Origin of the sequence: Thiosulfatihalobacter marinus, from assembly GCF_016019955.1 — a bacterium.
GTDB classification, from domain to species: domain Bacteria; phylum Pseudomonadota; class Alphaproteobacteria; order Rhodobacterales; family Rhodobacteraceae; genus Shimia; species Shimia marinus_A.
On sequence record NZ_JAECRZ010000010.1, the window covers coordinates 1 to 13,758 of the forward strand.

Genomic DNA, 13,758 nt, shown 5'->3' on the forward strand with positions numbered 1-13,758 from the left:
CGCTCCGTCTGGCGTCCCAACCGCGCCTCAGCGCCGCCGGTGAAGGGGTATTTACGGTTACTCCAATAAACCCGCAACCCCTAAATTTCAAAAATGTCATCTTTTTCTGAATTTCCCGATTTTTCGTGGAAAATGAACATGTTACGCAAGGTCAGTTTCAAAAACGCCACCTGTAGGGCAATTTTATTACCCGCCGCTTACCGGCCGAAATGCTGCAACTGCACTTATCCACAGGGTGATCCACATATCAGCGCCTTTTCATTGCCGTTTCCCATCTCGCGCAGCGGTGAATCGGCGGAATTACCCGGCAAGACGGTCTTGTTTGCGAGGGTGATTCAGCGCCTCGGCAAAGCGTCGGTATTACGTCGGTATTGTGTCGTGCGAAAACCGGCGAGATCAAGCGCGCTGCATACGCTGACGCGGCACCGCGCGCAGGGCCAGCAATGCCAACACCACCCCAAGATAAACCAGCGGTTCGATCTGGAAACCCTTCACCAGAATCGTGAAATGCAGCGCCCCGAGAACAGCCGCCACATAGACCAGCCGGTGAAGCCGGTTCCAGGACCGCCCCAATCGGCGCAGCGACCAATTGTTCGATGTCAGCGCAAGCGGCAGCAAAAGCGCAAATCCGGCCATGCCGATCGTGACGAAGGGGCGTTTGACAATGTCGGCCCAGACCATGGCAAGGATCTGCACATCCAGAACCAGCCAGATCAGCAGGTGCAACAGGACATAAAAGAACGCGATCACCCCGATCGCCCGCCGGAACCGCATCAGGTTCAGCCCCACATACCGGCGCAGGGGCGTAACGCACAGACCGGCGATGATCAGCTGCAACGCCTTGCGGCCCATATCCTGTTCCATTGCCTTGACCGGGTCCACACCCAGCCCGCCAGTGACGCCTGAGTAGAACAGCCACACCGGATAGATCGCCGCCACGACATAAAGCATCCACGGAGGCAAACTGCGCAGCGATTGGTTCAGCCGGTCAATCACGCATCATCCCCGCAACAGCCTGCCCCGGACTGTACCGGGGGACAGGGCGCCGTTCCGTATGAACAGAAGACACAGCAATCCCCGGCAAGCGGCTTCAAAAGCGCCTTGCATCCGGGGCATTCCAGAAAATACTGGCAGCTGTCTGTCGGCATCTCGAACGTCTCCTCGTGCCCGCATTTCGGACAGGTCAGCAAGCTGCGGGTCAACAGCATCAAAAATACTTTCTCAGATCCATGCCTTCATAAAGGGCCCCAACCTCTTTCTCATAGCCATTGAACATCAGCGTCGGCTGACGCTTGGTCAACAGCCCGCCGCCGATGGGGCGCTCGGTGGCCTGGCTCCAGCGGGGATGGTCCACCTCGGGATTCACGTTCGAATAGAACTTGTACTCGTTCGGAAGGGCCCGGTTCCAGCTTGTGGGCGGTTCCTGGTCCACCAACGAGATGCGCACCACGGACTTGATCGACTTGAAGCCGTATTTCCACGGAACCACCAGCCGCAGCGGCGCGCCGTTCTGGTTGGGGATCGGTTTGCCGTATATGCCGTTTGCCATGATCGTCAGCGGGTGCATGGCCTCGTCCAGCCGCAACCCCTCGACATAGGGCCACTGGATGATCGGGTACCGCTGGCCCCGCATCTCTTCGGGGCGCAGCAGGGTTTCCATCGCCACGTATTTCGCGTCTGCCTTTACACCCGCCAGATCCAGCAGATCCTTGAGTTCAAACCCGTTCCACGGCACCACCATGGACCAGCCCTCGACACAGCGAAGCCGGTAGATGCGTTCCTCGATCGTCATTTTCGACAGGATGTCTTCCAGCGCGTAGTCACCGGGGCGCTCTACCATGCCGTCGATACGGATCGTCCAGGGCGCGGTGGTCAGCCGGTGCGCGTTCTTGGCCGGGTCATCCTTGCCGGTGCCGAATTCATAAAAGTTGTTGTATTGCGTGATGGCTTCATAGTTGGTCGGCTTCAGGACGGCCGCATCGGCGGGACGCGCCATTCCGGCAAGCCCAAGGCCAGCCAGGCCGGCCATGACCTGGCGGCGGTTCATATACGCCGCCTGCGGGGTCACGTCAGCTTGGGTCAGTTCATTCTTCCAGCGCCGGGCCATGGCATCCTCCGTCGTTTTTTCCGTCCTAGCTCAGGTTGGAGCGCAAAGGCCAAACACGTCGACTCACGATGGCGTGGTCGTATTGTAACCTGGATACAGTTTGTTCATCGGCACAGACCGCCCGTTGGGTTGCACGATCCGCACGTGACGGCGGCGCATCAGGCGCGGTTCGGACACGCCAACCGAATGGGCGATGGTTTCCACCTCGCTCTGGATAGCCTTGGCATAGCGCGCCACGCGCTTGTATTTCTTTTTGACCACCAGACCCTTCTGGAAACGGGGATCATGGGTGGTGATGCCCGTGGGGCAGGTGTTCTTGTTGCATTTCAGCGCCTGGATACAGCCCAGCGCGAACATGAACCCGCGCGCCGAGGCCACGTAATCGGCGCCCGACGCAATCGCCCAGGCCACATCGCCGGGATTGACCAGCTTGCCGCTGGCGATGATGCGCACCCGTTCGCGCAGGTGAAACTCGTCGCGCAGATTGACAACCAGGGGCAGCGCCTCGCGAATGGGCATCCCGACCAGATCGATCAGCGGCATGGGCGCCGCGCCGGTCCCGCCTTCGCCGCCATCGATGGTGATAAAATCGGGCGCGGCATCCGAACCACGCCGGGCTATGGTTTCGAACAGTTCGCGGAATGGCTCTTCCGCGCCCACCACCGTCTTGATTCCCACCGGCTTGCCCGTCACCTCGCGGATATGGCTGACCATGTCCAGCAGATGATCAAACGAATCGATCTCGCGGTGACGGTTCGGAGATATCCCGTCCTGCCCCACATCCAGCCCGCGAATGCGCGCGATCTCTTCGTTCACCTTGGCTCCGGGCAGGATACCGCCCTTGCCCGGCTTGGCCCCCTGCGCCATCTTGATTTCGAACATGCGGATCGTGTCATGCGCGGCCACGGCGCGCAGCTTTTCGTCGCTGAGCCCGCCATTCTGGTCGCGCACCCCGAATTTTGCGGTGCCGATCTGGAACACCAGATCACAGCCGCCTTCCAGGTGAAAGGGCGACACGCCGCCCTCGCCTGTGTTCAGCCAGACCCCCGCCTCTTTCGCGCCCCGGCTCAGTGCCTGCACCGCCGGCCTGGAGATCGCGCCGTAACTCATGCCCGAAATATTGAAGATCGACGGTGCAAGATAAGGTTTGCGCGCCGTGGGGCCGATCATCAGCGGCTCCGTGCTGGCATATTGATCGTCCAGCGGCGGGAATGGCGCGTTCACGAAAATCGGCGTGCCCGGCAGCGCCAGATTGCGTGTGGAACCAAAGGCGACCGTGTTGCTTTTGCCACCCCCGGCGCGGCCCACCCAATCCCGCTGAGCCCGGTTGAAGGGCAGTTCCTCGCGGTCCATGGCAAAGAAATACTGGCGGAAGAACTCGCCCAGTTCCGAGAACAGATGCCGGAACCGCCCAATCACCGGATAGTTGCGGCGAATGGCGTCTTCGGTCTGGGTGCGGTCGACAATGAACAGGATGACAACAGCCACGGCCATCAGCCCCGCGACCACCACAAAGATCAGCGCAAGGAATTCAACCACGCCGAAGGCTTGTTCCATAGAGACATTCATATATCATGTTCCTTGTTGATGTGGTTCTAGGCCGTCGGTTCGCAAGGGCAAGAGTGGAACGCGACCCCCTTTGCTGCAAGTCACTTTTGAGGATGAAACAGGGAGATACATGATGAAAAGGATTATGTTGGCCGCCGGGCTGGTGATCGCTGCAAGCGTTGCGGTGGCTGAAACCGCTGTCACCTATACAGTGGATCAGGAATTTGACGACGTTACCTTTGGGCTGGAAAGCGCGATCACCGATCGCGGTCTGGTGATCGACGCGGTCAGCTATGTGGGTGACATGCTGGAACGCACCAGGGCGGATGTGGGATCGGACGTGACGCTGTTTGAACAGGCCAGGGTTTACAGCTTCTGCTCGGCCAGCCTGTCACGCAAGGTAATGGAGGCCGACCCGATGAACCTGCAATTCTGCCCCTACGACATTTTCGTGATGCAGAAACCGGGCGAGGACATGACGACCATCGGATTTCGCGCCATGCCCGACGGCGTGATGCAAGAGGTCCAGACGATGCTGGACCAGATCGTGCAGGACGCCATTGCCGATTGAGACCGGCAGCGCGGCACGATCGCCGCAGTGGACGCCGCCACGCCATTTGAACTAACCTGTTTTCAGGGCCGGGCGAGCATGTGTTTTCGGCCGGCTACACGCGAGGGTTCAAATGGCCGTTGAAAGCACCGGCGAGCAAGCCGTTCCATCCTGGTTCGTTCCACCTGGCGAAAGCGACAGCTTTGCCATCATCGCGATTGTCTTCGTGATCGGGGCGATTTACGGGCTGGTGTATCTTTATGCCACCTTCGATCGCTGGGCCGAGCATCAGTCCAAGGGCACGCCGCTGGCCAAGACCATTCCCACAATGCTGGCCATCGCCCTGCTATACGAGTTGTTCCCGCTTAGCCATTTCAATGTCCTGTTGCCCATCAGCGCGATTCTGATTGCCCTGATGGCGGACTGGTCCCGGTTCCATCTGAATTTCGGGCCCGGCGGCACCCGCGCGGCTGCTCCTGAAACCGCTCACGACTCAAAAAAGGACTAGGCAGACCGTGTTCGAACTCCTTTTTACATCCTTCCCCGCGCTCATCCGTTACTGGATGCTCAAACGCCGGGGCGAGCCGATCACCGTCTGGAACATGAAAACCGCCGTGTTCATGTGGGCGGTTCTGGCCTTTGGCCTGTTTCTGGTTATTTTCTATTACCATCCAAAGACTTACGCCGCCACCGTGCCGTTTCGCACCGTGTCCGTTGTACCCCAGACAGCGGGCCCGGTTACAGAGATCGCCGTGGAAAACGGGCAGCATGTCGAGCCCGGAGATCTGCTGTTCCGGATCGACGACAGCGCACAGCAGGCTGCCCTGGCCGAGGCCAACGCACAACTGGCCGTGATTGCTGCCGCAGAGGCCAAGGCACAAGACACCCTGATCGTCGCCCAATCCGGCGTCGATTCGGCCAAAGCGCAGCTGAAGCGGCTGAGCGACAACCTGTCGGATGCGCGAATTCTTGTCAGCCGAGGCACCGGCCGTGACGACGAGGTGCAGCGGCTCGAGGCGTCCGTCGCCTCTACCGAGGCCGAATTGCGGGCCGCCGAGGCCCAGCTGGACCTTGCCCGCATCGATATCGAGGAATCGCTGCCGGCCCAAAGGCAGGCCGCGCAAACGACAATCGACAGGGCGCGGGTGGCGCTGGATTTCACCAGCGTCAAAAGCGAAATCGCTGGAACCGTCACCCAGCTGACGCTGAGCATCGGAAGCCCGGCAACCACGCTTGTTCTGCGGCCGGCCATGATCCTCATACCTGACCGCGCCAAAGACCTTCCCGTGCGCATCACCGCCGGTTTCAGCCAGGTGGCGCGCAGCACGATCTATGACGGTATGCCGGCCGAGATCGCCTGTGAAAGCAACGCCAATCTGGCGTTTCGAAATTCGGTGATGCCGGCCCGAATAGTTTCGGTCCAACCGGCGATTGCCACCGGCCAGGTGGTTCCCGACAGCCAGCTGGTAGACATGCAGATGGCGGCACAGCGCGGCACGGTTCTGGTGTTCCTGGAGCTATTGTACAAGGAACACGAGGCTCTGTTGCTGGACGGCTCGGGCTGTATGGTTCAGGCCTATACCACAAATATCGAAGGCACCGCGGGCCACATGATTGCCGCCACCGGCATCATCAAGGCCGTGGGGCTGCGCGCCAAGGTGCTTGGATCGATCCTGTCAGGCGTCGGGCTTGTGGGCGGCAGCGAACACTAACCCTCTCATATGGACCAGCCGGTCCACAGTTGCGGATAGTTTGTCCCACGCGGACACGGCCGCCCGTTGGGCGCAGGCGACTCATAGGAAACGCCGCCCCGATCAGGGGGCGGCGCTGAGTGTCAAAGCCTGACGGCCGGGCCGCGCAGGGTGTCAGTGGATCACGGCATCGTCCGGCTTGGGCCGGTCGGTGGTGCCAACCCGATCGCCGATGATCAGCCCTTCGGCCCCGGCGCTGACCGGAACGGTATCGCCATCGCGGATGTCCCCGGCCAAAAGCGCCTCGGCCAGAGGGTTCTGCAATGCGCGCTGGATCACCCGTTTCAAGGGCCGTGCGCCGAACACCGGGTCATACCCCTCGTCCGCCAGCCATTTCCTGGCTGTTTCGTCCAGAACAATGTCGATCTTGCGCCCGGCCAGCCGTTTGCGCAGACGCGCCATCTGGATGTCGACGATGCCGTCCATATCCGCACGGGCCAGACGATCAAAGATGATGGTCTCGTCCAGACGGTTCAGGAATTCGGGCCGGAAATGGGCGCGGACCGCGTCCATCACGTCGCGCTTGGCCTCGCTGGCATCCGCGCTTTCGGGCAACTGGCTGAGCGCCTGTGCCCCAAGGTTCGAGGTCAGCACAATCAGCGTCTGCTTGAAATCGACCCTGTGACCCTGGCCATCGGTCAGCACCCCGTCATCCAGCACCTGCAACAGCACGTTGAACACATCCGGGTGCGCCTTTTCGACCTCGTCAAACAGCACCACCTGATAAGGGCGCCGCCGCACGGCCTCGGTCAGAACACCGCCTTCGTCATAGCCCACATAGCCCGGAGGCGCGCCGATCAGGCGGGCAACCGAATGCTTCTCCATGAACTCGGACATGTCGACACGTACCATGGCGTTCTCGTCGTCAAACAGGAACTCGGCCACGGCCTTGGTCAGCTCGGTCTTGCCCACACCCGTCGGCCCAAGGAACAGGAAAGAGCCAAGCGGGCGGTTCTCGTCGTTCAGTCCGGCCCGGGCGCGGCGAACGGCATTGGCCACGGCGGTCACAGCGCTGTTCTGCCCGATGACACGGGCATGCAGGTCGTCTTCCATCCGCAACAGCTTTTCCCGCTCGCCTTCCAGCATTCTGGACGTGGGAACACCGGTCCAGCGCTCGACCACGGCGGCAATCTGCTCGGGGCGCACGGCCTCTTCGATGGTCATGTCGTCTTCGGTGTCTTCCGCATCGGCCAGCTTTTTCTCAAGCTCGGGGATCACGCCATAGGACAGCTCTCCGGCCTTGGCCAGATTGCCCTCGCGCTTGGCGATATCCAGATCGGCGCGCGCCTGATCAAGCTGTTCCTTGATGTCGCGGGCCGAGGCCAGCTTGTCACGCCCGGCCTGCCACTGAGCCGTCATCTCCGAGGATTTCTCCTGAAGATCGGCCAGATCCTTTTGCAGGGTCTCAAGCCGATCCTTGGAGGCCTGGTCATCCTCCAGCTTCAACGCCTCTTCCTCGATCTGCAATTGCAGGATCTGACGGTCCAGCGCGTCCAGCTCTTCGGGCTTGCTGTCCACCTCCATGCGCAACCGCGCGGCGGCCTCGTCCACAAGGTCGATCGCCTTGTCGGGCAGGAACCGATCGGTGATATAGCGGTGGCTCAGCGTCGATGCCGCCACCAGCGCGCTGTCAGAGATCCGCACGCCGTGGTGCAGCTCGTATTTCTCCTTGATGCCGCGCAGGATCGAGATCGTGTCCTCCACCGTCGGTTCGGCGATCATCACCGGCTGGAAGCGACGCGCAAGCGCGGCGTCCTTTTCCACGTATTTGCGATACTCGTCCAGCGTGGTGGCACCGATACAATGCAATTCACCCCGCGCCAGCGCCGGCTTGATCAGGTTGGCCGCATCCATGGCGCCATCCGTCTTGCCCGCGCCGACAAGCGTGTGCATCTCGTCGATGAACAGGATGATTTCGCCCGCCGCCTCGGTGACTTCGGTCAGAACGGCCTTGAGCCGCTCCTCGAATTCGCCGCGATATTTCGCCCCGGCGATCAGCGCGCCCATGTCCAGCGCCAGCAGCTTCTTGTTGCGCAGGGATTCGGGTACGTCGCCATTGACGATACGCAGCGCCATGCCCTCGGCGATCGCGGTCTTGCCGACCCCCGGCTCGCCGATCAGAACCGGGTTGTTCTTGGTCCGGCGGGACAGCACCTGCATCGCCCGGCGAATCTCGTCGTCGCGCCCGATGATCGGGTCGATCTTGCCTTCGCTGGCGGCCTCGGTCAGATCACGCGCATATTTCTTGAGCGCATCATAACCCTCTTCGGCGCTTGCGCTATCGGCGGTGCGCCCCTTGCGAATGTCATTGATCGCGCCGTTCAGCGCCTGTGCGCTGATTGCCCCGGCCTCCAGCGCCTCGCGCGCCGCGGATTTCACCATGACCAGCGCCATCAGCATCCGTTCGACCGGAACAAAGCTGTCTCCGGCCTTTTTGGCCACCTTGGCCGCTTCGTCCAGAACCCGCGCGGTGGCGTTGTCCAGATACGGCTGACCAGTGTCGCCGCTGACCTGCGGCACCTTGGCTATGGCGGCGTCCACCGCCTCGCGCACACGTTCGGGCGCGCCGCCGGCGCGCTTGATCAGGTTGGCAGCCAGCCCCTGATCGTCATCCATCAACGCCTTCAAAAGATGTTCGGGAAGCAACCGCTGATGGTTTTCCCGCATTGCGATGGTCTGGGCGGCCTGAATGAAACCGCGCGACCGCTCGGTGAACTTGCTCAAGTCCATCGTTCTTCTCCTTCTTGCAAGCGCCCTGTTGTCGGCAGCGCCCGCTTGGCGGCACGCCCCGGTCCGGGCCTCACAAGAATATCTGGTGCGCCCTGGCGTCAGGTTCAAGAGAATTGGACGAGGTTTTTCCCGGCCCAGCCCGCGCCCCTGATTTGCTGGCAAATTGCCCCCACTTCCGACCAGTTTCGCCGCAATTTCGTGGCATCCAGAGACACACGAGCAGATAATGAAGGAAAGACGCCATGTACGTCACCGATATCCAGATCACAAATCCCACCTATCGCCAGTCACTGGGCGAACTCAGCGCGGTCGTTTCCCTGCATGCCGACGCCCGCGATGTCCGCCTGTTGTGCAATGTGCCCACGCAACCTGAAAAACAGGAAGGCGAAGGCCGGCTGGCGCTGATCCGCGAGGCCCTGCGGCAGATCGGTCGGATGCCGGAAATCCGCACCGGGCGCGAAAAACTGAGCTTTGCCCCCGGCGTCTGCCCCTTCGAAGTCTAGACAAGGCTTGACGCACCCCGCCCGGGCGGCAAAAAGGGCGCAATCCCTCAATCAGGAGCGCCCCCATGCCCGATGACCGCTTGATCGTTGCCCTTGACGTGCCCGACGCGCTTCAGGGGCTTCAGTTGACTCAAACCATCGGTGATGCCGTGTCCTTCTACAAGATCGGGCTGGGAATGCTCACTGGTGGCGGGCTGGCGTTGGCCAATGAACTGAAACAGGAACACGGCAAGCGCATTTTTCTTGACATGAAGCTGTTCGATATCGGCGCCACGGTAGAGGCCGCGGTGCGCGGGCTGGCGCAGTTCGATCTGGATTTCCTGACAGTGCATGGCGACCCCTATGTCGTGCAGGCCGCCAAACAAGGCGCAGCGGGCAAGAGCCTGCGGATCCTGGGCGTGACCATCCTCACCTCTCTGGACCGGGGCGATCTGGATAGCGCATTGATCAAACCTGGCACTATCCGGGACCTTGTCCAGGAACGCGCGGGCCGGGCCTTCGAGGCAGGGGCCGACGGTGTCATTGCATCCCCGCAGGAAGCCGCACTGATCCGCGCTCTGCCCGAATCCGCCGGTCGCCTGATCGTGACCCCCGGAGTGCGCCCAGCAGGCGCCGCGCTTGGTGATCAGAAACGCGTCGCCACCCCCGCCAGCGCCATTTCGGACGGGGCCGATCATATCGTGGTGGGCCGCCCGGTCTGGCAGGCTGCCGACCCGCGCGCCGCCGCCCAGGCCATAGCGGGAGAACTGGCGCAGCTTTAGGGGCCTTGCCCCTCTGGGCCTGACGGCCCATTCACCCCAGAGTATTTCTGGAACAATGAAAAGCGCGTTGATCGGTCTTTCATTGTTCTTCAAATACTCAAGTCCGCTCGTGCGGCCGGACGATCCATTGCAAGTCTTGGCGAATTTCGGTGCCGTTGCTGGTGTCAAATGCTAATCTGTTCCCGAACCCGCCCGCAATGAGATGACCAATGCCTGCCCTGTGCCGTGACTGTCTGACCACGCTTACCTCCCAGAGGCGGTGCCCGTCCTGTGGCAGCTTGCGCATCACGCGGCATGACGAACTGTTCGATCTTTCGATCGCGCACATGGATTGCGACGCCTTCTACGCCAGTGTCGAGAAACGCGACAATCCTGAACTGGCCGACAAGCCCGTGATCATCGGCGGCGGGCGGCGCGGGGTTGTCTCGACCGCGTGCTACGTCGCCCGTATCCGCGGTGTACGCTCGGCCATGCCGATGTTCCAGGCGCTGAAGCTGTGCCCGGATGCGGTGGTGATCAAGCCGCGCATGTCCGTTTACGGCGAGGTCAGCCGTGCCATACGTGCCATGATGGACGCGTTGACCCCCGATGTCGAACCTCTGTCGCTGGACGAGGCGTTCATGGATCTGGGTGGCACCGCGCGTCTGCATGGGCACCCGCCTGCGGTGATGTTGGCCCGGCTGGTCAAACGCATGAAGGATGAGCTGGGTGTCACCGGTTCGATCGGTCTTTCCCACAACAAGTTTCTTGCCAAGGTCGCCAGCGATCTGGACAAGCCGCGCGGATTTTCCGTGATCGGCAGGGCTGAAACCGCATCCTTTCTGTCCGACAGACCCGTGCGGTTGATCTGGGGTATCGGACCGGCCGCGCAAGACAGTCTGGAGCGGGCGGGCATTCGCACTTTCACCGATCTTTTGCGGTGGGAGCAGGAGGATCTCGCTGCCCGTTTCGGCGCGACGGGATATCGCCTCTGGCATCTGGCGCGCGGGCAGGACCGGCGCCGCGTGTCGTCCCATACGCCAATAAAGAGCATCTCGAACGAGACCACGTTTTTTGAGGATACCGGCGATCCCGACATTCTGGACGGGCATCTGTGGCGCATGGCCGAGAAAGTATCTGACCGGGCCAAGGCCAAGGACAAGGCCGGGCGGGTGGTGACGCTCAAGCTCAAGCGCGCCAATCACAGCCTGATCTCGCGGCGGCTTTCGCTGCGTGATCCGACACAGATGGCCGATACGCTGTACCGCACCGCGCGCGGGCTGTTCGATCAGGTGGGCAACCAGGGGCCGTATCGCCTGATCGGTGTGGGGCTCGCCGATCTGATCGCCGCCGATCAGGCCGATCTGTCCGGCGACCTGCTGGACCCGCACGCCGCCCAGCGCACCCGCGCGGAACGCGCCACGGACGCGATTCGCAAACGTTTCGGAACGGACGCGATCCTCAAGGGGCGCGCCATGCGGTAGCGTGCTGACTTTATGCGTCGCGCAGCACCCGATCCAGGCCGATGAACCGCCGCATCCGTTCCAGTTCGGCGTCCAGCCGGCTGTCCCGCGCCGCGGTCCAGGCTATCTTGCCTTCGCGCCACAGGTTCAGCACCCGCAGTTCCCCCGTTTTGCGATCCGCCCTGACCTCGATCCGGCCAACGAAACGGTCGCCTTCCAGGATCGGGAAAACGTAATACCCCCAGACGCGCCTGGCCGCCGGCACGAACATCTCGACCCGATAGGTGAAGCCGAACAGCCGTTCCAGCCGGGCGCGATCCCGGATCACCGGATCGAACGGATTGAGGATGCGCAACCGCGCCGTGGGCGGTGACAGCCGTTCAAGCCGCGTTTCGATATCGGGTGGGGCCAGGGCGCCGAACCAATCGCCGGCAGCGGTTTGCACCTGAACCTGCTGTAATTCGACGGCTTGCGTCCCCTCCAGCCAGGCGCGCACTTCCCGCGCGTTCATCGCGTCCCAGAACCGCTGAATATCGCCGGGTGTGCCAAATCCCATCCGATCCAGCGCCGCGCGGCACAGCCAGTCCACCTGACCATTATCAGGCACCATCCGGTCACGCAAATGTGCCGGAAAGATCCGCTCGGCCAGATCGTAGTACTTGGTAAATCCCACCCGGTGGCAAGTTGCCAATTCGCCCGCATACCACATGTAATCCAGCGCCAGCTTGTGCGGCGGGCGCGACCACATTTCTTTTGGACCCTCCACCTTTGTGTCGAACGCATGGGTCGACAGGGGGCCTTCGTCGCGGATACGCGCCTTGATCGCCGCGCGTGCCGGGGCATCGGGCAGGCCCCGCACCCAGCCTGCATTCCCGTATTGCCTTTCCTTTCTGGCAAACTGGCGCTGCCACATCGGCAGGAATTCCATCGGCAACACAGAGGCATCATGGGTGAAATGCTCGAACACTGCCCGGTCCCTGGACAAAAGCTTGTTCAGCATCGGTTCGCGATAATTCTGGTTGCGGCTCCACAGGATGTGATGATGCGCGCGGGCAACCACCTGGATCGAATCCAGTTGCACAAAGCCCAAATCGTGGATCATTCGGCGCAGGTCCAGCGGGCCAGTCGGTGTGGGCGCCAATCCCTGCGCCGCGAGCCACAGGTGCCGGGCCTTCCTGTTGGGGATGCGAAGCGGCGTCACATGCGCGCCCTATTCCGCCGCAAGCGGCAATTCCTCGGGTCTGCCGATGGCTGCGATCTGTCCGATCACGCCGGACAGGCGTGTGCGAAACACATCAAAATCGGAATGCGGCTCGATCCTTGTCTCGTCCATGTAAAGCGAACGGTCAATCTCGATCTGGATTGCGTGCTGGCGACGTGACGGCCGGCCATAGTGCTGGGTTACATAGGCGCCGGCGAAGGGCGTGTTGCGCGAAACGGCAAACCCCGCCCCGGCAAAGGCCGCCTCGATCTGGTCGACAATCTCGGCATGCGCGGCGGCGCCGAACCGGTCGCCCAACACGATCTCGGGGCGGCGTCCCTGGGACCGGGCCACATTCAGCACGGCCTCGCGCGGCATCGAATGGCAATCGATCAGGATCGCCATTCCGAACATCTTGTGCGATTCGGCAAGAAGCGCACCCAAGGCATCGTGATAGGGGCGCCAGTAGGTGTCGATCCGCCGGTTGGCTTCTTCCAGGGCCAGTTTGCCGCGATAAATCGATCGCCCATTGGCGACAACACGCGGAATCACCCCCAGCCCCGAGGCCACGCGCGGATTGTGCCCCACGTTGCGCACACCGTGTATCAGGGCCGGGTCCAGTTCGTCACAGGACCGGTTCAGGTCAAGAATGGCGCGCGGCGCCCGAGCCACAAGGAATGGTGCGCCCATGTCCGGGGCGGTGTCGAACAGGCGATCGACAAACGCATCCTCGGAGGAGCGGATGGAATGAGCATTCAGCAACGATCGCCGGACGAACCATTCCGGGTAGTCGCAACCGCTATGCGGCGAAGCGAAAACAACCGCGGAACGGCGCGTCTCGGGCTGAAGAATGCGAAATGCGTCCTGGGACATTGTCACTCCTGTTCCCGAGAAATATAGCCACAAAAATGAAAGCTTCAAAAGCCCTTGATCCCCCCGTCGACTCCTTTTATAGAAGCCGCCACCGGCGCGGTTTTCCGCGCCCCCTTTTGTTAGGGGACAAGACAGTCAAGCCGGTGTATGGGTGATTAGCTCAGCGGTAGAGCACTTCGTTGACATCGAAGGGGTCACTGGTTCGATCCCAGTATCGCCCACCATGAATTCGCCGCCCCGCAACATCGGGGTGCCCGCAACCCCAAGGCGCACGCCGCGCCGCGAAATGAGG

13 protein-coding genes and 1 tRNA gene are annotated in these 13,758 nt (G+C 61.9%); 7 read left to right on the top strand and 7 right to left on the bottom strand.

Features of this window, described 5'->3' with window-relative positions:
• Positions 1 to 396: 396 nt before the first annotated feature.
• From msrQ to I3253_RS14350, 4 genes are all read right to left on the bottom strand, one after another.
• Positions 397 to 993 carry a protein-methionine-sulfoxide reductase heme-binding subunit MsrQ gene (gene msrQ / locus I3253_RS14340; protein WP_197918677.1) on the bottom strand — a complete coding sequence of 199 codons (597 nt, stop codon included), beginning with the start codon at positions 991 to 993 and terminating at the stop codon, positions 397 to 399.
• Positions 993 to 1,208 (bottom strand): GDCCVxC domain-containing (seleno)protein, encoded by a 216-nt coding sequence (locus I3253_RS20485; RefSeq protein WP_232237081.1) that lies wholly within the window; start codon positions 1,206 to 1,208, stop codon positions 993 to 995. The genes msrQ and I3253_RS20485 overlap by 1 nt, the downstream gene beginning before the upstream one ends.
• Positions 1,208 to 2,107: a protein-methionine-sulfoxide reductase catalytic subunit MsrP gene (msrP, locus tag I3253_RS14345; protein WP_197918555.1), complete on the bottom strand. Its 900-nt coding sequence runs from the start codon at positions 2,105 to 2,107 to the stop codon at positions 1,208 to 1,210. The genes I3253_RS20485 and msrP overlap by 1 nt, the downstream gene beginning before the upstream one ends.
• 63 nt (positions 2,108 to 2,170) lie before the next feature.
• Complete coding sequence (locus I3253_RS14350; RefSeq protein ID WP_197918678.1) at positions 2,171 to 3,664, bottom strand: FMN-binding glutamate synthase family protein; 1,494 nt, start codon at positions 3,662 to 3,664, stop codon at positions 2,171 to 2,173.
• 124 nt (positions 3,665 to 3,788) lie between these two features.
• On the opposite strand from I3253_RS14350, the gene I3253_RS14355 reads away from it, so the two are divergent.
• From I3253_RS14355 to I3253_RS14365, 3 genes are all read left to right on the top strand, one after another.
• Positions 3,789 to 4,226, top strand: coding sequence for a DUF302 domain-containing protein (locus I3253_RS14355; protein ID WP_197918557.1), 438 nt, complete (start codon positions 3,789 to 3,791; stop codon positions 4,224 to 4,226).
• Positions 4,227 to 4,338: 112 nt separating this feature from the next.
• Positions 4,339 to 4,713, top strand: a complete 375-nt coding sequence (locus I3253_RS14360; protein ID WP_197918559.1) for a hypothetical protein — start codon at positions 4,339 to 4,341, stop codon at positions 4,711 to 4,713.
• A gap of 7 nt (positions 4,714 to 4,720) precedes the next feature.
• Positions 4,721 to 5,917: an HlyD family secretion protein gene (locus tag I3253_RS14365; RefSeq protein ID WP_197918561.1), complete on the top strand. Its 1,197-nt coding sequence runs from the start codon at positions 4,721 to 4,723 to the stop codon at positions 5,915 to 5,917.
• Between the two features lie 153 nt (positions 5,918 to 6,070).
• Here I3253_RS14365 and clpB read toward each other — a convergent pair whose 3' ends face one another.
• Positions 6,071 to 8,686 carry an ATP-dependent chaperone ClpB gene (gene clpB, locus I3253_RS14370; protein WP_197918563.1) on the bottom strand — a complete coding sequence of 872 codons (2,616 nt, stop codon included), beginning with the start codon at positions 8,684 to 8,686 and terminating at the stop codon, positions 6,071 to 6,073.
• Positions 8,687 to 8,928: 242 nt separating this feature from the next.
• Here clpB and I3253_RS14375 point away from each other — a divergent pair, with 242 nt between their 5' ends.
• The 3 genes from I3253_RS14375 to I3253_RS14385 all read left to right on the top strand — a co-directional run bounded on the left by I3253_RS14375 (position 8,929) and on the right by I3253_RS14385 (position 11,413).
• A complete protein-coding gene (locus tag I3253_RS14375; RefSeq protein WP_197918565.1) occupies positions 8,929 to 9,189 on the top strand; it encodes a hypothetical protein in 261 nt (86 codons plus the stop codon).
• 65 nt (positions 9,190 to 9,254) lie between these two features.
• Positions 9,255 to 9,950 carry an orotidine-5'-phosphate decarboxylase gene (gene pyrF, locus I3253_RS14380; protein ID WP_197918567.1) on the top strand — a complete coding sequence of 232 codons (696 nt, stop codon included), beginning with the start codon at positions 9,255 to 9,257 and terminating at the stop codon, positions 9,948 to 9,950.
• Positions 9,951 to 10,159: 209 nt separating this feature from the next.
• Positions 10,160 to 11,413 carry a DNA polymerase IV gene (locus I3253_RS14385; RefSeq protein WP_197918569.1) on the top strand — a complete coding sequence of 418 codons (1,254 nt, stop codon included), beginning with the start codon at positions 10,160 to 10,162 and terminating at the stop codon, positions 11,411 to 11,413.
• A 10-nt stretch (positions 11,414 to 11,423) separates the two neighbouring features.
• Here the strand turns inward: I3253_RS14385 and I3253_RS14390 are convergent, their stop codons facing one another.
• Both I3253_RS14390 and I3253_RS14395 read right to left on the bottom strand, forming a co-directional pair.
• Positions 11,424 to 12,494, bottom strand: coding sequence for a winged helix-turn-helix domain-containing protein (locus I3253_RS14390; protein ID WP_232237079.1), 1,071 nt, complete (start codon positions 12,492 to 12,494; stop codon positions 11,424 to 11,426).
• A 108-nt stretch (positions 12,495 to 12,602) separates the two neighbouring features.
• Positions 12,603 to 13,466 carry an N-formylglutamate amidohydrolase gene (locus I3253_RS14395; RefSeq protein ID WP_197918573.1) on the bottom strand — a complete coding sequence of 288 codons (864 nt, stop codon included), beginning with the start codon at positions 13,464 to 13,466 and terminating at the stop codon, positions 12,603 to 12,605.
• A 149-nt stretch (positions 13,467 to 13,615) separates the two neighbouring features.
• Here I3253_RS14395 and I3253_RS14400 point away from each other — a divergent pair.
• Positions 13,616 to 13,690 (top strand) — tRNA-Val (locus I3253_RS14400).
• Positions 13,691 to 13,758 lie beyond the last annotated feature (68 nt).

Coding starts and splice junctions, on each gene's coding strand:
- I3253_RS20485 (WP_232237081.1), bottom strand. CDS start 1,208: ATGCTGTTGACCCGCAGCTTGCTGACCTGTCCGAAATGCGGGCACGAG.
- msrP (WP_197918555.1), bottom strand. CDS start 2,107: ATGGCCCGGCGCTGGAAGAATGAACTGACCCAAGCTGACGTGACCCCG.
- I3253_RS14350 (WP_197918678.1), bottom strand. CDS start 3,664: ATGGAACAAGCCTTCGGCGTGGTTGAATTCCTTGCGCTGATCTTTGTG.
- I3253_RS14355 (WP_197918557.1), top strand. CDS start 3,789: ATGAAAAGGATTATGTTGGCCGCCGGGCTGGTGATCGCTGCAAGCGTT.
- I3253_RS14360 (WP_197918559.1), top strand. CDS start 4,339: ATGGCCGTTGAAAGCACCGGCGAGCAAGCCGTTCCATCCTGGTTCGTT.
- clpB (WP_197918563.1), bottom strand. CDS start 8,686: ATGGACTTGAGCAAGTTCACCGAGCGGTCGCGCGGTTTCATTCAGGCC.
- I3253_RS14375 (WP_197918565.1), top strand. CDS start 8,929: ATGTACGTCACCGATATCCAGATCACAAATCCCACCTATCGCCAGTCA.
- pyrF (WP_197918567.1), top strand. CDS start 9,255: ATGCCCGATGACCGCTTGATCGTTGCCCTTGACGTGCCCGACGCGCTT.
- I3253_RS14385 (WP_197918569.1), top strand. CDS start 10,160: ATGCCTGCCCTGTGCCGTGACTGTCTGACCACGCTTACCTCCCAGAGG.
- I3253_RS14390 (WP_232237079.1), bottom strand. CDS start 12,494: ATGATCCACGATTTGGGCTTTGTGCAACTGGATTCGATCCAGGTGGTT.
- I3253_RS14395 (WP_197918573.1), bottom strand. CDS start 13,466: ATGTCCCAGGACGCATTTCGCATTCTTCAGCCCGAGACGCGCCGTTCC.